Origin of the sequence: Mycolicibacterium chitae (assembly GCF_900637205.1) — a bacterium.
Taxonomy (GTDB): domain Bacteria; phylum Actinomycetota; class Actinomycetes; order Mycobacteriales; family Mycobacteriaceae; genus Mycobacterium; species Mycobacterium chitae.
Window position 1 is genome coordinate 171418 of the sequence record NZ_LR134355.1, and the last position, 20379, is coordinate 191796.

Below are 20379 nucleotides of genomic sequence, written 5' to 3' on the forward strand. Positions count from 1 at the left end.
ATCAGATGGGCAGCTTACGGAAGAGGCGACGCGGGATGTGGCGCATGACCGACATCAGCAGCCGAACCGGGCCGGGTGCCCAGATCAGTTCCTTGCCCTTGGCCGCCGAGGCCACCGCCAAGTCGGCGACCTGCTCCTTGTCCACCGTGAACGGCGCCTCCTTGGCGCCCGTGGCCTTCCAGTGCTCCAGGGTGGTGGTGGTGCGGACCTGCCCGGGCCGGATGACCAGCACCCGAACCCCGAACTCGCGCAACGCCTCTCCGAGGCCCAGGTAGAAACCGTCCAGCCCGGCCTTGGTGGAGCCGTAGACGAAGTTGGACCGCCGGACGCGTTCGCCGGCCACCGACGACATCGCGATGATCTGACCGCTGCCCTGCGCGCGCATCTTCTCGCCGACCAGCACGCCGACCGACACCGCGGCCGTGTAGTTGATCTGGGCCGTCAGCACGGCCTTGGTCTGGTCCTGCCAAAGTTCCTCGGCGTCACCGAGCACGCCGAATGCCACGATCGCGACGTCGACATCGCCACCCGCCCAGGCGGATTCGATGAGCCCAGGATGGCCCTTGGTGTCCAGCGCGTCGAACTCCAGGTATTCCACCGATTGCGCGCCGGCGGCCTCCATCTGCTCGATCGCGGCTTGCCGGCGCGGTGCGTTCGGCAGGTCGGCGAGGATGATGCGCGCCTTGGCGTCGCGCAGGTAGCGCTCGCAGATCGCCAGGCCGATCTCGGAGGTGCCACCCAGCAGCAGAATGGTCTGCGGGTTCCCCACGGCGTCGAAAACCATCTACTGAAGCTCCAGTCGTCGGGCCATGTCGGACATGAACACTCCTTCGGGATCGACCTTGCGGCGCACCGTGATCCACTCGTCGATCCGCGGGTACATGGCGTGGAAGGTCGCGGCGGTGGTGCGGGAATCCTTGGCGGTGTAGAGCCGGCCGCCGAACTCCAGCACCCGCTTGTCCAGCCCGGTGAGGAATTCGCTCAAGCCCGCCTTGATGGGGAAGTCGACGCAGACGTTCCAGCCGGGGATCGGGAAGCTCAGCGGCGCCTGGTTGCCGGACCCGAACAGCTTGAACACATTGAGGAACGACACGTGTCCGCTGGCCTGGATGTCGCGCATGATGGCCTTGAACTCGTCGACCGCCTCGGTGGGCACCACGAACTGGTACTGGGTGAAACCCGCTGAGCCGTAGGCCCGGTTCCATTCACCGACCATGTCCAGCGGGTGGTAGAACTGCGTCAAATTCTGGGTCTTGCCGCGGTAGGTCTTGCCCATCCGGTACCACAGCTCGGTCATCGGGCCGAACGTGAACCTGTTGGCCAGGCCGTTGGGAAAGACATCCGGTGCGGTGAAGTATTGCGGCGCATCGAATTTCAGCGGATCCTTGGCCAGCGTGTCGGGCAGCTGGTCGCGGGTGGCCAGCGAGCCGCGGGAGATGACCGCGCGGCCCAGCTTGGGCGGGGCGCTGATGGCGTCGAACCAGGCGCTGGAATACGTGTAGTTGGATTCGGTGCCGTCGCTGTGGAAGGCGACGGTCTCGTCGAGCCCGCCGGTGACGTCGCCGTCGGCGATGAAATAGGCGGTCTCCGTCGGCGTCATCGCGATGGTGGCCCGCAGGATGATGCCGGTCAGCCCGTTGCCGCCGACGGTGGCCCAGAACAGCTCGGCGTCGGCGCCGTCGGGGGTCAGCCGATGCACCCGGCCGTCGGCGGTGAGCAGGTCCATGGCGCGCACGTGGTTGCCGAAGCTGCCGGCGCTGTGATGGTTCTTACCGTGGATGTCGCAGGCGATGGCACCGCCGACGGTGACCTGGCGGGTGCCCGGCAGCACCGGCACCCACAGTCCCAGCGGCAGCGCGGCGCGCATCAGCTGGTCGAGGTTGACCCCGGCGTCCACGTCCACCAGGTGGGTGTGGGCGTCCATCGAATGGATGCGGTTGAGCACCGACATGTCGACGACCAGACCGCCGCCGTTCTGGGCGTTGTCGCCGTAGGAGCGGCCCAGGCCGCGCGCGATCACGCCGCGCCCGGAGCCATCGGCCGCCCGCGCGACCGCGTCGACGACTTCCTCGGGATCGCGGGGTGCAAGCACCTTGGCGACCGAGGGTGCGGTGCGCCCCCACCCCATCAGGCGCCGCGTCGTAACGGTAGACATCGCTGGCAAGGGTACCGCGCGGGCCGCGGCGCTCAGCGCAGCCGGAAGATGATGGCCCGCTGCACCACGAAGTTGATCACGGTGGCGGTGCCCTGGGCGATCACGAACGCCACCGGGACCTGCCAGGGCCGGCCCGCGAATTCCAGATAGAACAGGTAGTTGATGCCGATCTGCACCACGTAGGTCAGCGCGTAGAGCACCATCACCGCGACGAAACGGGCTCGGCTGGGCGGCGCCTGGAACGTCCAGCGGCGGTTGATCAGGTACGCCGTGGTGGTGCCGGCGACGAAGCCCAGCGTCTTGGCGAGGTTGACGTGCAGGCCGGCCGCGAGCAGCGCGATGTAGAGACCGAAGTCGACGATCGCGGAGAAGCCGCCGGTGACCACGAACCGCAGCACCTGCGTCTTCAGGGTGAGCGGGGCACCCGGGGGAACAGTCTCGGCCATCGCGGGGAAGCTTACGGGTCGGCGAGCCTGCGACAATGGACGCGTGGAGGAACTGGTCCGGGCCTGGCGAGCCCTGATTACGCCGCACACCGCGTCGCCGGCGGCCGAGGACGTCGGCCGTGCGCTGCTGGACAGTTGGTCGGAGTCGCACCGCCGCTACCACGATCTGGTGCACCTGCGCGGCGTGCTGGAGGCCGTCGACAAACTGGCCGGCCTCGCCCTCGACCCGGACGCGGTGCGCCTGGCGGCCTGGTATCACGACGCCGTCTACGAGGGTAGCCCCGACGACGAGGAGAACAGCGCCCGACGGGCCGAGGCCGAGTTGGCCTCGCTGGGGGTCGACGCCGAGCTGGTGGCCGAGGTGGCCCGGCTGGTGCGGATGACCGTCAAGCACGATCCGGCCCCCGGGGACCGCAACGCCGAGGTGCTCTCCGACGCCGACCTGGCTGCGCTGGCCGTCGGCGCCGAGGAGTACCGGCGCAACACCGCCGCCATCCGCTCCGAGTACGCCCACGTTTCCGACGAGGCGTTCCGCGCCGGCCGGCTGCGGGCCATCGAGTCGCTGCTGATGGGCCCGCGGCTGTATCGCACCGTCGTGGCCCAGGACCGCTGGGAGGACCGGGCGCGGGCCAACCTGCGCGCGGAGTTGGCGGCGCTGGGCGTCACGACGAACTGACGCGCTGGCCCGATCACGCCTCGGGATGGTCCAAGCGGGAACTCAGCCGCTCGACGGCGTCCTCCATGTGGGCGATCAGCAGCTTGTCGGTGAGGTGCACGTCGCCGGAGCGGATCGCGCTGGCCAGCGCGTGGTGCTCGACGACGCGGTCGCCGTGCACGACGTAGCTGTCGGCCAGCGCGTGCACACACATCTGGGTTTCGATCAGATAGGTCTGGTGCATCCGCGACAGCCGGGTGCTGTCGGCCAGCTCCACGAGGCGCTCATGGAAGCGGACGTCGACGTCGCTGATCTCGTTCGGATCGCTGGTCGCCGCCATCTCGGTGACGATCCGCAGCAGCTCGTCGCCGGCGGCGACATGGTCGCCCTGCAAGATCCGCCGCGCCGCGGCCCGCTCGATGGCCTCCCGGGCCAGGTACATGTCGCGGACGTCGTCGGGGGTCAGGTCGATGACGAACAGGCCGCGGTAGGGGATGGAGGTCAGCAGTCCCTCCTGGGTGAGGCGCTGCATGCCCTCGCGGAGCGGGCCCCGGCTGACACCGAGCCTGCGCGCCAGCTCCGCCTCCCCCAGCTGTGCGCCCGGCTGCAGTTCGCCGTGGGCGATGGCCTGGCGCAGTTTCTCGGCGATGAGGCCGGCCGTCGACTCCTGCGCCAGCGGTGCGATGAATTCGCTCTCGGTCATCGGCCGCCTCCGAACAGGGTGCCGAGCCCGGGCAGCGGCGGCACCGGGCCGAGCAGTTGCAGGCCCTTCCACACGGTCACCTGGTTGGCGGTCAGCACCGGCTTCCCGACGGCGGCCTCGAGGCGGTCGATGATCGCCAGGGTGTGCATCGCGGTGTCGGGGACCAGCACGGCCTCGGCGTCGGGGTGATCGGCGGCCTGGACCATCGCGAGCACGTCGTCGGGCTGCAGCGTGCCGACCTCGGCCGCCGTGACGATGTCGTGGCTGCCCATCGCGAGCACCGCCAGGCCCGCGGCCGCCAGGAACCGGACGAAATGCTCGGCCACGTCCCGCGGATAGGACGCCGCGATCGCGACCCGCGTCATGCCGAGGTGCCGCAGGGCGTCGACGAAGGCGATCGAGGTCGACGAGGCCGGAACACCCGCTGCGGCAGCCACTTTCGCGGCCTGCTCGGCCGCGCCGGCGGGACCGAAGACGAAACTGCCCGAGGTGCAGGCCCACATCACCGCGTCGGGCCGCTGCTCGGACAGTCGCCCGACACCGTCGAGGAGGCGCTCGGCGCGGCCGAGGTCCAGCAGCGCGTCGACCCGGTGGGCATCCTCGCCCACCGAGGTGATGACGACGGGCAGGCGTAGTTCGGCACCCACTCGGGTCGCCAGCGCGGGGAAGTCGTCCGCCGCGCTGTGGCCGGGGTAGAGCAGGCCCACGGTGGCCATGCGGTCCTCCTGAACTGTGTCCACGGTCATCGGGCTGGGTCAGATTGTCGACAATATTACAGCGAGAGGCCCGAGGCGTCGCACCCGACGCTTCAGGTCTCCAGCAGTCGCTGACCCGGCCCCACCGCCTTGCGGCCGGCGACGGACAGCGCCGCCCACATCGTCACCTGGTTGGCGGTCACCACGGGCTTGGCCAACTCCGCCTCCAGCGCGGCGATCAGGTCGTAGGTCGGAAGGTTGGTGCAGCTGACCACGATGGCCTGGGCCTCGGCGGTGTCGGTGGCCCGCACGAGCTCGGCGGTTCGGGCATAGGGCACCTCCCAGATGTTCGAGGTGAGTCCCAGCCCGGACGTCGCGACGACCTCGACCCCGGCTTCCATGAGATAGCTGGTCAGCCCGATGGTCAGGTCGGTGGTGTACGGGGTGACGGTGGCGACCCGGTTCAGGCCCAGGTGCCGCAGCGCGGTGAGCATGGCGCCGCTGGTGGTCACCGCCGCGGGGGCGCCGGCGGCCCGCATCGCGGCGACCAGCGCGGCCTCGCCGGCCAGGCCCTTGACGAAGCTGCCCGCGGTGCACGCGTACGCCGTCACCAGCGGAGCCACCGCGCGCAGATTCGCGGCGCCGGCGAGCACCTGTTCGGTGTCGGAGACATGGACGGCCATGTCGACGGTCACCGCCAGCGGGGCGTGTCGCAACCGAGTGACGTGGAGGGTGACGTCGTCGGGCGCCCAGCGCCACAATTCGCGGTCCAGCGCGAAGTCATACGGTGTCACCACACCTATCCCGACCTGGTGTATCGGCGGGGCCGGGAGCAACTCCCCGAGCGTCATGACCACAGTGTGAGGCCGACAGGCCCACGTAGCAAGAGATTGTTGACAATCATACGGGCGTGTTCCTAGCCTCGAAGCCGTGTCGACCCCCAGCGAGAGCGCCCACACCCGGCGCTCGGCGGGGTCCGGGCGTGGGCCGGCACTCGATTCTCAGCCCGCGATCGCGGTCCTGTGCGAGCGGCCCACCGACCGGCCGCCGGGACTTTCCGCACTGTCCGGCGTGGAGTTCCGATACTGCAGCGCAACGGGATTGGCCGAGGCGCTGCGCGGCGCGCGGGGCCTGCTGGTGTGGGACTACTTCTCCACTGCGCTACGCGATGCCTGGGCGCAGGCCGCCGCCCTGGAGTGGGTCCACGTCACCGCCGCCGGCGTGGACACGCTGCTCTTCGACGCGCTGCGCTCCTCCGACGTCGTGGTGACCAATGCCCGCGGCGTGTTCGACCGTCCGATCGCCGAGTACGTCCTGGGCGCGGTCCTGGCCCACGCCAAGGGCAGTCGGGAGAGTCTGGATCTGCAACGCCGGCGCCTCTGGCGGCACCGCGAGACGCGCAGCGTGGCCGGCGCCGCGGCGTTGGTGGTGGGCACCGGTGGGATCGGCCGGGAAACGGCACGGCTGTTACGGGCGGCCGGTCTGCGGGTACGCGGTGCGGGCCGGGTGGCCCGCGACGAGGATCCCGACTTCGACCGCATCGTCGCCAGCGCGGACCTGGCGGCCGAGGTCGGCTGGTGCGACCATCTGGTGCTGGCGGCGCCGCTGACCGAGGCGACCCGCGGCCTGGTGGGACGGGAGGTGCTGACGGCGATGAAACCCGACGCGCATCTGGTCAACGTGGGTCGCGGGCCGTTGCTCGACGAGGCAGAGCTGCTGACGGCCTTGCGGGCCAACAGGATTGGCGCCGCAACCCTGGACGTCTTCGACACCGAACCGCTGCCGGCCGACCATCCGCTGTGGGAGGCCCCGAACCTGACGATCACCGCGCACATGGCCGGCGACGTGCTCGGGTGGCGGGACACCCTGGCCGCGCAGTTCGCGGACAACCTCGAGCGCTGGCTGGCCGGGGAGCCGCTGCGCAACGTGGTGGACAAGAGGCTGGGCTACGTGCCCGGCGCGGCCGCGGCATCCGGGGAGGGCCGATGATCCCCACCGCGGTCGAGCTGGTCGAGGCCTATCGGCGCAAGACGTTGTCCCCGGTGGAGGCGACACAGGCCGCGCTGGACGCCATCGACGCCCACGATGGCGCCGTCAACGCCTTCGTGCTCGTCGACCCCGAGGGTGCGCTGGCGGCGGCCCGCGCGTCGGAGGCGCGCTGGCAGGCCGGCGAGCCGCTGGGACCCGGTGACGGCGTTCCCGCATCGATCAAGGACGCGCTGTGGACGCGGGGTTGGCCGACACTGCGGGGCAGCTGGCTCATCGACGAGGCCGGGCCGTGGGAGGAGGACGCGCCGTGCGTCGCACGGTTGCGCGAGACCGGTGCGGTCCTGCTGGGCAAGACCACCACCCCGGAGTACTCCTTCAAGGGGGTCACCGACTCGCCCCGGTTCGGCGCCACCGGCAACCCGTGGGATCCGGCCCGAACGGCGGGCGGATCCAGCGGTGGCAGCGCGACGGCGGTGGGCCTGGGCATGGGGCCGTGGTCGGTGGGCACCGACGCGGCCGGGTCGGTGCGCATCCCCGCCGCGTTCACCGGCACCGTCGCCCTGAAACCGACCTACGGGCTGATCCCGCACTATCCGCCGAGCCCGTTCGGCACGCTGGCGCACGTCGGGCCGATGACGCGCACGGTCGCCGACGCCGCGGCGCTGCTGGACATCATCACCGGATTCGACGCCCGCGACTGGTCGAGCATGCCGACCCCGGCCGCCTCCTTCGCGGCGGGCCTCGACGACGGTGTCGCCGGGCTCCGGATCGGCTTCTCGTCGAACCTGGGCTTCGTGCGTAACGACCCCGAGATCGACGCCGCGGTGGCGACCGCGGTGCGGGCGCTCGCCGACGCCGGCGCGCGGGTGGAGCGCGCCGACCCCGGATTCGACGACCCGATAAGGCATTTCGAGGTGTTGTGGTACTCCGGTGAGGCCAAGGTGCTGCAGGCCTACGGGGACATCGGGGACCCCTGGGCCGACCGGATCGATCCGGCGCTGCGCCGCACGGCCGCCGTCGGGGCGACATACTCGGCGTCGGACTACCTCGACGCGATGGCGGTGCGGATGCAGCTGGGACAGCTGATGGGGCGTTTCCACCAGACCTACGACGTGCTGGTCACCCCGACGCTGCCGCTGCCGGCGTTCGCCGCCGGCCGGGATGTGCCGGCGGGCTGGCCGTCCCCGGACTGGGCCAGCTGGACGCCATATACCTACCCGTTCAACCTGACTCAGCAGCCCGCGCTGAGCGTGCCGTGCGGTTTCACCTCGGCCGGATTGCCGATCGGGCTGCAGATCGTGGGGCCGCGGCACGCCGACGCGCTGGTGCTGCGAGTCGGACAGGCCTATCAGTCCGTCACCGATTGGCACCACAAGACGCCGACGTTGGTCGCGCAGGAGGTTCGATGAGCAGGCTGATCACGGTGTCGCTGGACAAGCGCGGCGTCCGCTGCGTGGCGCGCCTGCTCGACGAGGCGGCGCCACGCACCTGCGCGGCGGTGTGGGCGGCCCTCTCCGGTGGACCCCTCACGGCGCAGGTGTTCCACGGCAAGTACGCCCGCAACGAGATCTACACGCTGCTACCGGCTTTCGCGGGCGACGACCCTGGCAAGGAGAACACGACGGTGACGCCCATCCCGGGCGACCTGTGCTGGTTCTCGTTCGACTCCGATGATCTGGGCAACCCGGCCTATGGGTACGAGAACCGGACCGGCACGGGTACCAGCGGCGCCATCGTCGACCTCGCGCTGTTCTACGGGCGCAACAATCTGCTGATCAACGGCGATCAGGGCTGGGTGCCGGGCAACGTCTTCGGCGCGGTCATCGAGGGGCTCGAGGAGATGGCCGAGGCCTGCCAGGACCTGTGGATGGGTGGGGTGCGGGGCGAGACGCTCAGCTTCACCGCGAACCCGCCAGCGCCATCGCGATGACCTCGACCAGGGCATCGACCGCGGCGCCGAACGCATGCTCGGCGGGGGTACCGAAGTTGACGACGATGCCGTCGGGCCGGTCGACGTGCGCGCCGGCGTCCGGGTGCCGGGCCCGCGACAGGCCCTCGATCGCGACCCCGGCGTCGCCGGCATGCTGCAGCACCGTGGCTTCGGTGCCCGCCGGCAGCGTCAGCAGCAGGTGCAGGCCCGCGGGCACCCCGCCGATCCCGATCTCGGGGACGACCTGCCGCAGCCGGTGCACCAGCGCGTCGCGGCGCCGCCGGTAGTTGGCGCGCTGACGTCGGATGTGCCTGTCGTAGTTGCCGTTCCGGATGAACTCGGCCATCGTCAGCTGCGCGATCCCGTCGACGTACCATTGCTGCTCGCCCGCGGCGGCCAGCACCCGGTCCGTCAGCTCGGCGGGCACCACCATCCAGCCCAGCCGCAGCACCGGCGAGAGGCTCTTGCTCGGCGAACCCAGGTACACCACGCGCTGCGGGGCCAGGCTCTGCAACGCCCCGACGGGCTGGCGGTCGTAGCGGAACTCGCCGTCGTAGTCGTCCTCGAGGACAAAGCCGTTGGCGCGCTGCGCCCAGTCCACGACGGCGCTGCGCCGCGAAGGATGCAGCGGCACGCCGTGCGGGTAGTGGTGCGCCGGGGTGAGCAACACCGCCGGGACGTCGAGGTCGTCCAATTCGCCTACCGCCGCGCCCATTTCGTCGACGCCGATCGGAACGGTGCGCGCGCCGGCGGCGGCGATGCAGTCGCGGAAGAGGAACAGCCCGTAGGCCTCCACCGCGATCGGGGCCGGGCCGAACACCTTCGCCAGCAGTTCGACGGCGTGCCGGGTGCCGGCGCAGATCACGACGTCCTCGGCGGAGACGTGGAGTCCGCGGGTGCGGGACAGGTATTCGGCCAGGGCCTCGCGTAGTTCGGGTCGCCCGCGCGGATCACCCATCCGCAGCGCCTCGGTGGGTGCGGCGTTCAGGGCGCGCCGCGCCGAGGCCAGCCAGGCCGCGCGCGGGAACGCCGACACATCAGGGGAACCCGGCATGAGGTTGTGGGTGGGGGTGGCCCGGATGCCGCGGGGCCGCGCGGGGACGTTCGGCCGACCGGGGCTGACCACCCAGGTCCCCGCGCCCTGGCGCGCGGCCAGCCAACCCTCGGCGACCAGTTCGGCGTACGCGTCGGCGACGGTGTTGCGGGACAGGCCCAGATCGGTGGCCAGGGTGCGCGACGGCGGCAGCACCGTGCCCGCCTCCAGGCGTCCCGAGCGCACCGCGTCGCGCAACGCGGTCAGCAGCACGTCGCGCACGCCGCGGGTGCCCGGCGTGATCGCCCGGCGCAGGTCGAGATGCAGATCCCGCGCCCCGGTATTGGCCCACGAACTCATGCCCTGATTGCACCATGAATGCGGGCCTTTCCGGGCCTACCGTCGTGGCATGACACAAACCCTGAACGCCCCCCGCATCGAGCTGAACCGCGTCTCGCCGGAGATCTACGCCGCGATGATCGCGCTGGACAACGCCGCGCGCGAGGACCTGGACCCCACGCTGGCCGAGCTGATCAAGATCCGCGCCTCGCAGATCAACCACTGCGCCAACTGCATCGACATGCACATTCACGCCGCGCGCCGGCGCGGCGAGACCGAGCAGCGCATCTACCTGCTGCCAGCCTGGCGCGAGATGCCCGAGCTCTACACCGAGCAGGAGCAGGCGGCGCTCGCGCTGACCGAGGAGATGACCGAACTCTCCGGCGGCGAGCACGTGTCCGACGAGGTGTACGCGCGGGCCGCGGCGGCCTTCAGCGAGCGTGAACTGGGCCAGGTGATCGCGATGGCGCTGACCATCAACGCGTGGAACCGGATCGGCGTGACCACCCGGATGCGCCCGCCCGTGCGTCCGTGAAGCCGTCTCGAGCTGTCTCGTCGATGGGTGGGATCGTTCTTCTGCCCGGGCCCGGGGCTCTCCGCGAGGCCCCTCGATCAAATCCCGTCATCGTGTGTTGACGGCCATCCACAGCCTGGGCCGCGCACGGGAGGCACCCTGTGGATGTCCGTCACCCGGAGGTGACGGCATTTGATCGAGAAGCCGTCCGGAGACCGCGCGGCTGACGTTCTGCGGCGATGTGGTGCTACCGCGATGTGGTGCTACGGCGATGCGGTCCTACAGCGACGTCGTCCTTGTAGCGATGTCCTAGGGCCGTTCGTCCTGCCCACCGGTGCCCGCTGTCCCTGGCGGGTTCGGGGCGTTCGCACGAGAATGGCGTCATGGACGCCGATACGAAGCCAGTGAGCACGCTGACCGACGAGGAGAGCTTGGAACTGCTGTCCGGCGTGCACCTGGGGCGGCTGGTCACCGTTCTCGGCGGTCAGGCCGAGATCTTCCCGGTGAACTTCGTGGTCCAGCGGGGCACCATCCTGTTCCGCAGCGCCGAGGGCACCAAGCTGTTCGGCACCGTCATGAACGAGAAGGTGCTGTTCGAGGCCGACGACCACAACGTGGTCGAGGGCTGGAGCGTCATCGTCCGCGGGAACGCCGAGGTGCTGTATTCCTCCGAGGCCATCGAGGAGGCCGAGCAGGCCGGCCTGTACCCCTGGATCGCCACGCTGAAGTTGCGCTACGTGCGGATCACGCCCACGGAGATCTCGGGCCGGCGGTTCGTGTTCGGCCCCGAACCCGACTCCGGCCACGTCCCCGGCTGAGCCCCACCTCCACCGCGAGCATTGCGCGTCCCCGGCCGACGCGCCGAGCCTTTTACGTGTTCTGCGCACGCTCGTCGCGGTAGGCGGCGTCCCCGATATCGGTGCGCGCCGCCGAAACCGCGCTGGCGACCCGGTCGCGCGCCAGATCGGCGGCGGTGCTCAGCTCGTCGATCTCTTGACCGAAGGTGGCCCGCAGGTCGCCCCCGCGGACGGCGACTGCGGCCAGGTCGAACGCGGAGTTGACCGCGGTGGACGCCAGCCCGCCCTGCGCCCGGATCAGCGACCCGGCCACGTCGGCGAACCCCGCGGCCACGGCGTTGGGCAGCACGGCGCGGCCACCGAGGTAATCGCCGACGACGCTGCGGGCGCGGCTGCCGGCCTCGGTGACGCGCGCCTGCAACTGCTCACCGGACTGGGCCAGCGCCGCGGGCAGGGTGGCCCCGCCCTCGACGGCCCCGAAGGCCGCCGAGACGGCGTCCGCCACCGCCGCGGCGATATCGGTGGTGGCGCTGATCAATTCGGTGCTGACCTCTTGGGAGGCCAGTACCTGGCGTTCGAACACGTTGCGGATGGCGACCGCGCGATCGTGCGTGATGACGGCCACCGCGGCCGTCGGCTCGGCGGCGACGGCAGCGACGCCTTCTTCGACCTCGAGGGTCTCGGTTTCGGACATGCCCGATATTGAACGCGCCCCATCGACGGGCCCATAGCGGGCAGGTGACGAGCAGGCGAAGAAGGACCCGCTAGACCCAGTAGGCAACGCGCGCGCGGTACTGGCGCATCGCCAGCAGCGCGACGCCCCAGCCGATGACCGTCAGCACCAGGACCACGGCCCAGTGCCGCAACTCCTGGGTGTCACCGAGCAGCGGGGCCCGCACGATGTCCAGGTAGTGCAGCAGCGGGTTGAGTTCGACAATCTTCAACCACCCCTCGGCGCCCTGCTGCTGCAGCGTCTTGTCGTTCCAGATGATCGGCGTCATGAAGAACAGCAACTGCGTGATGGAGAACAGCAGCGGCCCGATGTCGCGGTAGCGCGTCGCGAGGATGCCGAAGCACAACGACACCCACACGCAGTTGAGCATGATCAAGCCGAGGGCCAGGATGAACGAAAGATCCGCCCAGGACCAAGGTTTCGGGAAGATGATCGCGATGATCACGTAGATGATGATGTTGTGGCCGAACAGGATCATCTGCCGCCACACCAGCCGGTAGACGTGCACGCTCAGCGGCGTCGGCAGCTGTTTGATCAGGCCCTCGTTGGCGACGAACACCTCCGAGCCCTCGATGATCGAGGCGTTGATCATGTTCCAGATGATCAACCCCAGCGTCACGTAGGGCAGGTGCTCGGCCAGTTCGAGCTTGAACAACTTGGAGTACAACGCGCCCATGGCCACCGCGGTGGTGCCGGTGGCGATGGTGATCCAGAACGGCCCCAGCACCGAGCGCCGGTAGCGCTGCTTGATGTCCTGCCAACCCAGGTGCAGCCACAGCTCGCGGCGCGCGAACCCGTCGGCGAGGTCGCGCCAGGCGCGGGCGAAGGTCCTGGACTGCGCGGTGGCATCGGTGAACGTCATCGGTGTGTCCTCCCGTCGCCCCGGAAGAAGCGCTCGCGCCTGCCGAGGCGGCGCAGCCGCACCCACTCCCGGAATCCCGCCGGGTCGCGACGGGACACCAGAAAGTACCAGCCGAAGCGCAGCCACTCCTGCGGCAGCAGTTTGCGCAGCCCGGGCTGGGACAACAGGTAGCCGCGGTTGCGGTAGGTGAAGTACCGCTTGGTGTCGTTGTCCGGGTACTGGGTGTGCATGCGACCGCCGAGGATCGGCTTGAACTCGTCGCTGCCCTGCGGATGCAGATACACCGCGTTCAGGCAGGTGCCGAACGGCAGCCCCGAGCGCGCCAGCCGGCGGTGCACCTCCACCTCGTCCCCCCGGAAGAACAGCCGAAGATCCGGCACCCCAACGGCTTCCACGGTCGAGGCGCGGAACAGCGCACCGTTGAACAGCGAGGCGATCCCGGGCAGCAGGTCCCCGGCACCCTCGCTGCGCAACTCGTCGACCCGGCGACGCCACACCAGCCCGCGCCGCAACGGGAACGCCAACCGCTGCGGATCGTCGAGGTCGCACACCATGGGCGAGACCTCGGCCAGGCCGTGGCGCTGCGCGCACTCCAGCAGGGTGCTCAGCACCTCGGGCCCGTCGGGGCGGCCGTCGTCGTCGGCCAGCCAGATCCAGTCGGCGCCCGCCGCGAGCGCCTGCAGCATGCCGAGGGCGAAGCCGCCCGCGCCGCCGAGGTTGCGCCGCGAACCCAGGTAGGTCGAGGGAATCGGTTGTCCGGCAACAAGTTCGGCGACCCGCGCGTCGTCGTCGTTGTCGACCACGATGAGACGGTCGGGACGTCGGCGTTGGGCGGCCAGCGCGTCGAGCGACTTGGCCAGTTCGTCGGGACGACGGTGGGTGACGACCACCGCGCAGACGAGTTCGCTCATGCCGGCGGGGACTCTCGTGCGACCTTGTCCAGCACCTCGCGCACGGTGCGGGCGGCGTCGGGGCCCTCGTAGGCGTGCACCACCTCTTCGATGCCGCCGGTCATCCGGACGGTGCCGTGATCGATCCACATGGCGGTCTTGCACAGCCGGGCCAGAAATTCGTTGGAGTGGCTGGCGAACACCAGGATGCCGGAGCGCTCCACCAGGCTCTGCAGCCGCGACTGCGCCTTCTTGAGGAATTCGGCGTCCACCGCACCGATGCCCTCGTCGAGCAGCAGGATCTCGGGGTCGATGCTGGTGACCACGCCCATCGCCAGGCGCACCCGCATGCCGGTCGAGTAGGTGCGCAGCGGCATCGACAGGTATTCGCCCAGCTCGGTGAACTCGGCGATCTCGTCGACCTTGGCCATCATCTGCTTGCGGGTCTGCCCCAGGAACAGGCCGCGGATCAGGATGTTCTCGAACCCGGAGATCTCCGGGTCCATGCCGACGCCGAGGTCGAAGACCGGCGCCACCCGGCCGGTGACCCGCGCGGTGCCGCGGGTGGGTTCGTAGATGCCCGACAGCAACCGCAGCAGCGTCGACTTGCCCGCGCCGTTGTGGCCCACCAGGCCCACCCGGTCGCCCATCTCCAGGGACATGGTGATGTCGCGCAGCGCCTCGACCACCACGACGTTCGAGCTGTTGCGGCCGATGCTGCCGCCGGCCTTGCCCAGGAAGGCCTTCTTCAGCGACCGCGACTTGGCGTCGAAGATCGGGAATTCGACCCAGGCGTCACGGGTCTCGATACTCGGGGCGACCATCGGGGGATCTACAGGTACTGCCCGGTGCCGGGCTGCTGCGGCCCGCCGGGTCGACCCGGAGCGCCCATCCCGGGCGGCAGCGCTCCCTGGCGCATCTGCTCGAGTTGCGCGCGCGCGGCCATCTGCTGGGCGAACAGCGCGGTCTGGATGCCGTGGAAGAGCCCCTCCAGCCAGCCGACCAGCTGCGCCTGGGCGATCCGCAGTTCCGCATCCGACGGCACGACGTCCTCGGTGAACGGCAACGCCAAGCGCTCGAGCTCCTCGCGCAGTTCAGGTGCCAGGCCGTCCTCGAGCTCGGCGATCGAGGTCTTGTGGATCTCGCGCAGCCGGTTGCGGCTGGCGTCGTCGAGCGGCGCAGCCTTCACTTCCTCCAGCAGCTGCTTGATCATGGTGCCGATCCGCATGACCTTGGCGGGCTGCTCCACCAGGTCGGTGACGGACTTGTCGTCGTCCCCCTCGGCGGCGGCCAGCAGTTGGGGGTCGGGAACCCCGATGATCTCGATGTTGTCGTCGTCCGTGCTCACGTTCGGTGTGCTCCTCCGCGCCACTCGTCATGCGGTCGTGCTCAAGTAGTGACACTAGACCGTCGGGCATTGTGGTCTTCGCTACCACCGGCGCGTCATCCGGGACCGCCCGGTTCGCGGGGCGAAGCGCCCGTGGGGGCGGCGACCCGCCGGGATTTCTTTGCGTGGGACCGATGGTAGCCGGTAACGCGGGTCGGCAAACATTCGCACGGGGAAGCTTCCGGAGGGCGGGAGTGGCGGATGCACCGGTGCCGCACAGTCGATTCCGAGGCTCGACGCGCGTCGAACACCCCACGTCCGGGGCGCTTCGTCCGCACTCTGGTGAACTGGGCGGGTGATGCGGGGAGTTAGCCGGACGCCGTCGTCGCTCGAAACACCGGCCCCACCAGCAACGATCGGGCAAACTGCGCTCCGCGTCCGCGGCGCGCTGGACTACTATGGCTGGCCAGGTGGCCCGGATCGGACGGTGCGCGTGGTGGGGGTACCCCGCGCCTGCAGCAGATGGGCGAATTACCTGGACCTTCTAAGGACGGCTGGGATGGCATTTGACGTTGCCAGGGTGCGCGGATTGCACCCGACGCTGGGTGACGGTTGGGTGCACTTCGATACACAGTCGGGGATGTTGATCCCCGACGCCGTCGCGACGACGGTGTCGACGGCGTTTCGCACCTCGGCGGCCAACACCGCCGGCCCGCACCCCTATGCGCGCCGCAGCGCGACCCTGCTGACCGCGGCGCGTCAGGCGGTCGCCGACCTGGTCAACGCCGATCCCGAGGGCGTGGTGCTCGGTCCCGACCGCGCGGTGCTGCTGGCCTCGCTGGCCGATGCGTCGTCGTCGCGGGCGGGGCTCGGCTACGAGGTGATCGTCAGCCGCCTCGACGACGAGGCGAACATCGCCCCGTGGCTGCGTGCGGCAAACCGGTACGGGGCCAAGGTCAAGTGGGCCGAGGTCGACATCGAGACCGGCGAGCTGCCGTCGTGGCAGTGGGAGAACCTGATCTCCAGCTCGACGCGGCTGGTGGCGCTGACGTCGGCGTCCTCGACCCTGGGCACCCTGGTCGACCTGCGCCCGGTCAGCAAGCTGATGCACGACGTGGGCGGGCTGGTGATCGTCGACCACACGGCCGCGGCGCCGTATCAGCTGGCCGACATCAACGAACTCGACGCCGACGTGCTGGCGCTCAACGTCGCGAGCTGGGGCGGTCCGCCCATCGGCGCGCTGGTGTTCCGGGACCCGAGCCTGATCGACACCTTCGGCTCGGTGTCGATGGATCCCTACGCGACGGGCGTGCGCCGCCTGGAGTTGGGCCTGCACCAATACGGCCTGCTCGGCGGAGTGGTCGCCAGCATCGAATACCTGGCCGGCCTGGACGAGGCGGCCACGGGCAGCCGACGGGACCGGCTGGCGGTGTCGATGCGGACGGCCTCGAACTACCTGGATCGGCTCTTCGACTACCTGGTCAGCTCGCTGCGGTCGCTGCCACGGGTGATGTTGATCGGCCAGCCCGAGGCGCGCATCCCGGTGCTGAGCTTCGCCGTCGCCGACATCGAGGCCGACCGCGTGGTCCAGCGGCTCGCCGACAACGGCGTGCTGGCGGTGCCGAACGCGCACTCGCGGGTGCTGGACGTCATCGGCGTCAACGACGTCGGTGGCGCGGTCACCATCGGGTTGGCGCACTACTCGACGGTCGCCGAGGTGGACCAGCTGGTCCGCGCGCTGGCGTCGCTGGGCTGAGCCCCGGCGACGTCATTCCCGCTTTCAGTCGACGGTCAGCAGCACCTTGCCGGCGACCTCGCCGGAGTTCAGCAGTCGATGCGCCTCGCCGGCCTGCTGGATCGGCAGCCGCGCCCCGATGACCGGTTTGACCCGACCGTCGGCGATCATCGGCCAGACCGCGTCGGCGACGGCCCGCACGATCGCGCCCTTGCCGAACGCCCCGTCGACCGGACGGCCGCGCAACGCGGTGCCGATCACCCGGGCCCGCTTGGAAATCAGCTTGCCCAGATTCAATTCGCCCTTGACGCCGCCCTGCAAGCCGATCACCACCAGCCGGCCGTCGGTGGCCAGCGCATCGATGTTGCGGTCCAGGTACGCCGCGCCCATGATGTCGAGGATCACGTCGGCCCCCGCCCCGTCGGTCTCCTCGCGGATCCGTGCGACGAAATCCTCGTCCCGGTACGAGATTTCGATGTCGGCGCCGAGTTCCCGGCACAACTCGAGCTTGCTCGCGGAACCGGCGGTCACCGCGACCCGGGCGCCCAGGGCCTTGCAGATCTGAATTGCGTTGCTGCCCACGCCACTTGCACCGCCGTGCAGCAGTACCAGCTCACCGTCGGTCAGGCCGGCGGTCATGACCAGATTGGACCAGACGGTGCACGTCACCTCTGGCAACCCCGCGGCATCGATCAGGTCGACACCGTCGGGAATCGGCAGCAACTGGGCGGCGGGCACCGCGACAAACTCGGCGTAGCCGCCGCCGGCCAGCAAAGCGCAAACATGTTGCCCGACAGCCCACTCGCTGACTCCCGGACCCACCTGCGCGACGGTGCCGGAGACCTCCATGCCGAGCACCTCGCTGGCACCGGGCGGGGGTGGGTAGCGGCCGGCGGCCTGCAGCAGGTCCGCGCGGTTGACGCCCGCCGCGGCCACCTTGATCAGGACCCCGTCCTGAGCAGGTGTGACGTCAGGAATCTCGCTCCAGATAAGTCGGTCGGCAGCTTCTGTAACGATCCCGTGCATGCTGGTCACCGTACTAGTGGACGGTTCGTTCCACGGTTGTCGGTGTCGTCACTTAGCATGGCGCCATGGAGGGGATGATTGCGGGGCGTACCGAAAGCGATATGCCCGGGCTCGATATTGCTGAGCAACGGTCGTGGCAAAACTATTTGGACTCAGCGTTGCGCATTTACGCGACGCTGAACCGGGGGTTGACCGAGGCGCACGATCTAACGCTGGTCGACGTGCGGTTACTCGATCTGCTGGACAAGTCGCCGACGGGGTCGGTCCGGATGGGTGATCTTGCCGAGGCGTTGATGTCGTTACCGAGCCGGGTGACCAGGCAGATCCGTCGTCTCGAGACGGCCGGCCTGGTGACGCGCACGGCCAGTCCGGAGGATGGCCGCGGCGTTCTCGCGACCATCACCAAGGAGGGGCGCGAGGTCGCCGAGAAGGCGATGGTCACCTACAGCCAGGGCGTGCGGACGCACTTCCTCAGCCAGCTGTCGCGGCCTCAGGTAGCTGCGATAGGCGAGAACTGCCGTCGGATCAGTGCGGCGCTCAAGGGCGGCAGCACGTCGCGCAGGTACGGGCGCGACTGAGGTGACGCCGCGCGCACCGCTAGTCTTATCGGCGGTGGCGTGGCAGAGCGGCCTAATGCACTCGCCTTGAAAGCGAGAGGTGTCTAACAGCACCCGGGGGTTCAAATCCCTCCGCCACCGCAGGTGAGGAGTAGTTTCGGCGCCAAGTCAGGCGCCGGGCGATCCTGAAGCGTGCGGCATCGACGACGGCGGGATCGGCCTTCGTTTTTGGACCGAGGGAATCTGACTCAGCAACTATTTACGTGACGCTCAATTGCCGCCGGATCGGTATCCAGGATCGGGGATTCCTCTGGGCGGACCGCCGGCGGCATTTTCTAAGGGCATCCGAGCCGAAACGGTTATGGGGGATCTAGCTGCGCATATTGCGTCAAAGCGTCCGATAAGGGACCATATGTGCATGGCGGAGATGACCGCGGCAGACGCTGCTGAGCACCTGCAGGTGTCCCAGCGGCAGGTGCGCCGGCTGGCGAGCAAGGGCGTACTGGCGACCACCCGGGTGGTGGGGCGAACGCTGCTGCTCGACGCCGCGTCCGTGCATCGGCTGGCCGGGCGTGTGCGCCACAACGGACGGCCGTGGACCGCGGCGACGGCCTGGGCCGCGCTGGCGCTGCTGTCCGGCCGGGACGCCCCGTGGATGGACTCGTCTGCGCTGTCTCGCCTCCGCCATCGCCTGCGCGGTGCGCGCGCGACCGAGGTGGCGTGGTTGGCCCGCGGGCGTGCCCGGGTGCACCAGATGCAGGGCTGGGGGCAAGACACCGGCCTGATCCCGACCGGTGTGAGCGCGCTGCGCGACCCGCAGCTGTCCGCGCTGTTCGATCTGTCCCCGACTGAACGCGGAGCCGACGGCTACGTCGCGGCACGTCACTTCGATGACATGGTCACCACCCTGGGGCTGTTCGATGACATCGAAGGCGACATCACTGTGCGCGTCGTCCCCGACGATGCCGGCTACGAGGTGGACCGCCCGCTCATCGCCGCCGTCGCGGTGGACCTTTCTGAGTCGTTGGACGCCCGGGAAGCTGCTGCTGGGCAACGGGTGCTTGATGATCTGCTCGACGCGTTCCGGGCCGGCGACCGACGCGTAGTAGTCGGCCGATTCGACGAGGCCTGGTGAGTGCCGCGTCGGCCGGAGAGCGGCCGGTGTGGGCGATCAACGCACCGCGGGGCGGGTGGCCGCCACCGTGGCCGCAGCTTATCGAGATCGTGCAGGCGATCCCGCACACACAGTGGACGCTGGTCGGAGGGCTGATGGTGCAACTGCATGCGGCCTACGCGGGATTGACGCTCACCAGGCCGACGCGAGATGTGGACATGATCCTGCACATAGAGACCGGCGCCGCCACATTCAGCGGCGTCCGTAACCAGCTGGAACAACTCGGGTATGCGCTGCGCGAACCGATGGGCGAAGGCCCGGTGCACCGGTTCGTCCGTGGGCCGGACGTCGCGGAGACGGTCGATGTCATGGTGGCCGACCGGCTCCCTCCGAAATGGCACCCGAAGGTGTTGCGCCGTCCGGTGTTCGCCGTCCCCGGTGGCACCTCGGCGCTGCGCAAGACGGTGAACTGTGAAGTGGACACCGGAGAGACCACGGTGGTACTCAGTGTTCCCGATGTCCTCGGCGCACTGGTGCTCAAGGGCGCGGCCTACATCGACGACACACGCGACCGTGGCCGCCACCTCGATGACGCTGCTGTACTGGCCTGTGCGGCAACCGATCCGGTCGGTGACCGCGCCCGCATGATCGGCAGCGACCGCCGGCGGATTACCGCCCTGTGGGAGGTGCTCCAAGACGAAAGCCACCGGTCCTGGCTCGCCACCGGGAGCAACGCACGCCGCGGGCGCGCTGCGCTGCGGGTACTGGTGGGCCGTTGAGGCACTTATCGCCACCGCGATGTTTGGCCGATCTCCGCCGCTGTGTCCAGCGCGCGCCGTCGAGGACGTGACAGGTGGCTGCGATCCTCGGCGCTGACGG

Annotated in this window: 23 protein-coding genes and 1 tRNA gene; 11 read left to right on the top strand and 13 right to left on the bottom strand. The window is 69.8% G+C overall.

Going from position 1 to position 20379, the window contains the following annotated elements:
- Nucleotide 1: 1 nt before the first annotated feature.
- From dprE2 to EL338_RS00775, 3 genes are read right to left on the bottom strand one after another with little or no spacing between them, the layout of a single operon-like run.
- Nucleotides 2–784, bottom strand: a complete 783-nt coding sequence (gene dprE2 / locus EL338_RS00765; protein ID WP_126332003.1) for a decaprenylphospho-beta-D-erythro-pentofuranosid-2-ulose 2-reductase — start codon at nucleotides 782–784, stop codon at nucleotides 2–4.
- Nucleotides 785–2155: a decaprenylphosphoryl-beta-D-ribose oxidase gene (dprE1, locus tag EL338_RS00770; protein ID WP_126332004.1), complete on the bottom strand. Its 1371-nt coding sequence runs from the start codon at nucleotides 2153–2155 to the stop codon at nucleotides 785–787. It lies immediately after the preceding gene.
- A 32-nt stretch (nucleotides 2156–2187) separates the two neighbouring features.
- Nucleotides 2188–2601 carry a GtrA family protein gene (locus EL338_RS00775; protein WP_126332005.1) on the bottom strand — a complete coding sequence of 138 codons (414 nt, stop codon included), beginning with the start codon at nucleotides 2599–2601 and terminating at the stop codon, nucleotides 2188–2190.
- Nucleotides 2602–2644: 43 nt separating this feature from the next.
- Between EL338_RS00775 and EL338_RS00780 the strand changes: the two genes are divergently transcribed.
- Nucleotides 2645–3277: an HD domain-containing protein gene (locus EL338_RS00780; protein ID WP_126332006.1), complete on the top strand. Its 633-nt coding sequence runs from the start codon at nucleotides 2645–2647 to the stop codon at nucleotides 3275–3277.
- Nucleotides 3278–3290: 13 nt separating this feature from the next.
- Here EL338_RS00780 and EL338_RS00785 read toward each other — a convergent pair whose 3' ends face one another.
- From EL338_RS00785 to EL338_RS00795, 3 genes are all read right to left on the bottom strand, one after another.
- Complete coding sequence (locus EL338_RS00785) at nucleotides 3291–3959, bottom strand: GntR family transcriptional regulator (RefSeq protein ID WP_126332007.1); 669 nt, start codon at nucleotides 3957–3959, stop codon at nucleotides 3291–3293.
- Nucleotides 3956–4675: a maleate cis-trans isomerase family protein gene (locus EL338_RS00790; RefSeq protein ID WP_163791962.1), complete on the bottom strand. Its 720-nt coding sequence runs from the start codon at nucleotides 4673–4675 to the stop codon at nucleotides 3956–3958. Before EL338_RS00790 ends, EL338_RS00785 begins: the two co-directional genes overlap by 4 nt.
- A 92-nt stretch (nucleotides 4676–4767) precedes the next feature.
- Complete coding sequence (locus EL338_RS00795) at nucleotides 4768–5505, bottom strand: maleate cis-trans isomerase family protein (protein ID WP_197721914.1); 738 nt, start codon at nucleotides 5503–5505, stop codon at nucleotides 4768–4770.
- Between the two features lie 79 nt (nucleotides 5506–5584).
- Here EL338_RS00795 and EL338_RS00800 point away from each other — a divergent pair, with 79 nt between their 5' ends.
- Genes EL338_RS00800 through EL338_RS00810 form a run of 3 tightly spaced genes read left to right on the top strand, consistent with a single transcriptional unit; the run spans nucleotide 5585 to nucleotide 8573 of the window.
- Entirely contained in the window at nucleotides 5585–6643 is a 1059-nt protein-coding gene (locus tag EL338_RS00800) for a D-2-hydroxyacid dehydrogenase (RefSeq protein ID WP_126332008.1), read from the top strand.
- Nucleotides 6640–8052: an amidase gene (locus EL338_RS00805; protein WP_126332009.1), complete on the top strand. Its 1413-nt coding sequence runs from the start codon at nucleotides 6640–6642 to the stop codon at nucleotides 8050–8052. Before EL338_RS00800 ends, EL338_RS00805 begins: the two co-directional genes overlap by 4 nt.
- The gene (locus EL338_RS00810) at nucleotides 8049–8573 is read left to right on the top strand and encodes a DUF3830 family protein (RefSeq protein ID WP_126332010.1); all 525 of its coding nucleotides are present in this window, start codon (nucleotides 8049–8051) and stop codon (nucleotides 8571–8573) included. Before EL338_RS00805 ends, EL338_RS00810 begins: the two co-directional genes overlap by 4 nt.
- On the opposite strand, the gene pdxR is transcribed toward EL338_RS00810, so the two are convergent.
- The gene (gene pdxR, locus EL338_RS00815; protein ID WP_126332011.1) at nucleotides 8542–9966 is read right to left on the bottom strand and encodes a MocR-like pyridoxine biosynthesis transcription factor PdxR; all 1425 of its coding nucleotides are present in this window, start codon (nucleotides 9964–9966) and stop codon (nucleotides 8542–8544) included. The two genes, EL338_RS00810 and pdxR, sit on opposite strands and share 32 nt — an antisense overlap.
- A gap of 49 nt (nucleotides 9967–10015) precedes the next feature.
- Between pdxR and EL338_RS00820 the strand changes: the two genes are divergently transcribed.
- On the top strand, nucleotides 10016–10480 hold the full coding sequence (locus EL338_RS00820; RefSeq protein WP_126332012.1) for a carboxymuconolactone decarboxylase family protein: 465 nt from the start codon (nucleotides 10016–10018) through the stop codon (nucleotides 10478–10480).
- Between the two features lie 362 nt (nucleotides 10481–10842).
- Nucleotides 10843–11277, top strand: a complete 435-nt coding sequence (locus EL338_RS00825) for a pyridoxamine 5'-phosphate oxidase family protein (protein WP_126332013.1) — start codon at nucleotides 10843–10845, stop codon at nucleotides 11275–11277.
- Between the two features lie 52 nt (nucleotides 11278–11329).
- Here EL338_RS00825 and EL338_RS00830 read toward each other — a convergent pair whose 3' ends face one another.
- The 5 genes from EL338_RS00830 to EL338_RS00850 form a co-directional block, all read right to left on the bottom strand.
- A complete protein-coding gene (locus EL338_RS00830; RefSeq protein ID WP_126332014.1) occupies nucleotides 11330–11950 on the bottom strand; it encodes a hypothetical protein in 621 nt (206 codons plus the stop codon).
- A 70-nt stretch (nucleotides 11951–12020) separates the two neighbouring features.
- Entirely contained in the window at nucleotides 12021–12851 is an 831-nt protein-coding gene (gene wzm, locus EL338_RS00835) for a galactan export ABC transporter permease subunit Wzm/RfbD (protein WP_126332015.1), read from the bottom strand.
- The gene (gene glfT1 / locus EL338_RS00840) at nucleotides 12848–13762 is read right to left on the bottom strand and encodes a galactofuranosyltransferase GlfT1 (RefSeq protein WP_126332016.1); all 915 of its coding nucleotides are present in this window, start codon (nucleotides 13760–13762) and stop codon (nucleotides 12848–12850) included. The genes wzm and glfT1 overlap by 4 nt, the downstream gene beginning before the upstream one ends.
- Complete coding sequence (gene wzt / locus EL338_RS00845; RefSeq protein WP_126332017.1) at nucleotides 13759–14565, bottom strand: galactan export ABC transporter ATP-binding subunit Wzt/RfbE; 807 nt, start codon at nucleotides 14563–14565, stop codon at nucleotides 13759–13761. The genes glfT1 and wzt overlap by 4 nt, the downstream gene beginning before the upstream one ends.
- An 8-nt stretch (nucleotides 14566–14573) precedes the next feature.
- Nucleotides 14574–15113, bottom strand: a complete 540-nt coding sequence (locus tag EL338_RS00850; RefSeq protein ID WP_126332018.1) for a bacterial proteasome activator family protein — start codon at nucleotides 15111–15113, stop codon at nucleotides 14574–14576.
- A gap of 514 nt (nucleotides 15114–15627) precedes the next feature.
- Between EL338_RS00850 and EL338_RS00855 the strand changes: the two genes are divergently transcribed.
- Complete coding sequence (locus tag EL338_RS00855; RefSeq protein WP_126332019.1) at nucleotides 15628–16824, top strand: cysteine desulfurase-like protein; 1197 nt, start codon at nucleotides 15628–15630, stop codon at nucleotides 16822–16824.
- A 24-nt stretch (nucleotides 16825–16848) separates the two neighbouring features.
- On the opposite strand, the gene EL338_RS00860 is transcribed toward EL338_RS00855, so the two are convergent.
- Nucleotides 16849–17829, bottom strand: coding sequence for an NAD(P)H-quinone oxidoreductase (locus tag EL338_RS00860; protein ID WP_126332020.1), 981 nt, complete (start codon nucleotides 17827–17829; stop codon nucleotides 16849–16851).
- A 65-nt stretch (nucleotides 17830–17894) separates the two neighbouring features.
- On the opposite strand from EL338_RS00860, the gene EL338_RS00865 reads away from it, so the two are divergent.
- From EL338_RS00865 to EL338_RS00880, 4 genes are all read left to right on the top strand, one after another.
- A complete protein-coding gene (locus EL338_RS00865; protein WP_126332021.1) occupies nucleotides 17895–18407 on the top strand; it encodes a MarR family winged helix-turn-helix transcriptional regulator in 513 nt (170 codons plus the stop codon).
- A gap of 33 nt (nucleotides 18408–18440) precedes the next feature.
- Nucleotides 18441–18527: transfer RNA gene (locus tag EL338_RS00870), tRNA-Ser, on the top strand.
- A 277-nt stretch (nucleotides 18528–18804) separates the two neighbouring features.
- Nucleotides 18805–19521, top strand: a complete 717-nt coding sequence (locus EL338_RS00875) for a helix-turn-helix domain-containing protein (protein ID WP_235666327.1) — start codon at nucleotides 18805–18807, stop codon at nucleotides 19519–19521.
- On the top strand, nucleotides 19518–20279 hold the full coding sequence (locus tag EL338_RS00880) for a nucleotidyl transferase AbiEii/AbiGii toxin family protein (RefSeq protein ID WP_235666328.1): 762 nt from the start codon (nucleotides 19518–19520) through the stop codon (nucleotides 20277–20279). The genes EL338_RS00875 and EL338_RS00880 overlap by 4 nt, the downstream gene beginning before the upstream one ends.
- The last annotated feature ends 100 nt before the right edge of the window (nucleotides 20280–20379 follow it).

Excerpts from the sequence above, each read along its gene's own strand:
- dprE2 (WP_126332003.1), bottom strand. The coding sequence starts at position 784 with ATGGTTTTCGACGCCGTGGGGAACCCGCAGACCATTCTGCTGCTGGGT.
- dprE1 (WP_126332004.1), bottom strand. The coding sequence starts at position 2,155 with ATGTCTACCGTTACGACGCGGCGCCTGATGGGGTGGGGGCGCACCGCA.
- EL338_RS00775 (WP_126332005.1), bottom strand. The coding sequence starts at position 2,601 with ATGGCCGAGACTGTTCCCCCGGGTGCCCCGCTCACCCTGAAGACGCAG.
- EL338_RS00785 (WP_126332007.1), bottom strand. The coding sequence starts at position 3,959 with ATGACCGAGAGCGAATTCATCGCACCGCTGGCGCAGGAGTCGACGGCC.
- EL338_RS00790 (WP_163791962.1), bottom strand. The coding sequence starts at position 4,675 with ATGGCCACCGTGGGCCTGCTCTACCCCGGCCACAGCGCGGCGGACGAC.
- EL338_RS00795 (WP_197721914.1), bottom strand. The coding sequence starts at position 5,505 with ATGACGCTCGGGGAGTTGCTCCCGGCCCCGCCGATACACCAGGTCGGG.
- EL338_RS00805 (WP_126332009.1), top strand. The coding sequence starts at position 6,640 with ATGATCCCCACCGCGGTCGAGCTGGTCGAGGCCTATCGGCGCAAGACG.
- EL338_RS00810 (WP_126332010.1), top strand. The coding sequence starts at position 8,049 with ATGAGCAGGCTGATCACGGTGTCGCTGGACAAGCGCGGCGTCCGCTGC.
- pdxR (WP_126332011.1), bottom strand. The coding sequence starts at position 9,966 with ATGAGTTCGTGGGCCAATACCGGGGCGCGGGATCTGCATCTCGACCTG.
- EL338_RS00820 (WP_126332012.1), top strand. The coding sequence starts at position 10,016 with ATGACACAAACCCTGAACGCCCCCCGCATCGAGCTGAACCGCGTCTCG.
- EL338_RS00825 (WP_126332013.1), top strand. The coding sequence starts at position 10,843 with ATGGACGCCGATACGAAGCCAGTGAGCACGCTGACCGACGAGGAGAGC.
- EL338_RS00830 (WP_126332014.1), bottom strand. The coding sequence starts at position 11,950 with ATGTCCGAAACCGAGACCCTCGAGGTCGAAGAAGGCGTCGCTGCCGTC.
- wzm (WP_126332015.1), bottom strand. The coding sequence starts at position 12,851 with ATGACGTTCACCGATGCCACCGCGCAGTCCAGGACCTTCGCCCGCGCC.
- glfT1 (WP_126332016.1), bottom strand. The coding sequence starts at position 13,762 with ATGAGCGAACTCGTCTGCGCGGTGGTCGTCACCCACCGTCGTCCCGAC.
- wzt (WP_126332017.1), bottom strand. The coding sequence starts at position 14,565 with ATGGTCGCCCCGAGTATCGAGACCCGTGACGCCTGGGTCGAATTCCCG.
- EL338_RS00855 (WP_126332019.1), top strand. The coding sequence starts at position 15,628 with ATGGCATTTGACGTTGCCAGGGTGCGCGGATTGCACCCGACGCTGGGT.
- EL338_RS00860 (WP_126332020.1), bottom strand. The coding sequence starts at position 17,829 with ATGCACGGGATCGTTACAGAAGCTGCCGACCGACTTATCTGGAGCGAG.
- EL338_RS00865 (WP_126332021.1), top strand. The coding sequence starts at position 17,895 with ATGGAGGGGATGATTGCGGGGCGTACCGAAAGCGATATGCCCGGGCTC.
- EL338_RS00875 (WP_235666327.1), top strand. The coding sequence starts at position 18,805 with ATGGCGGAGATGACCGCGGCAGACGCTGCTGAGCACCTGCAGGTGTCC.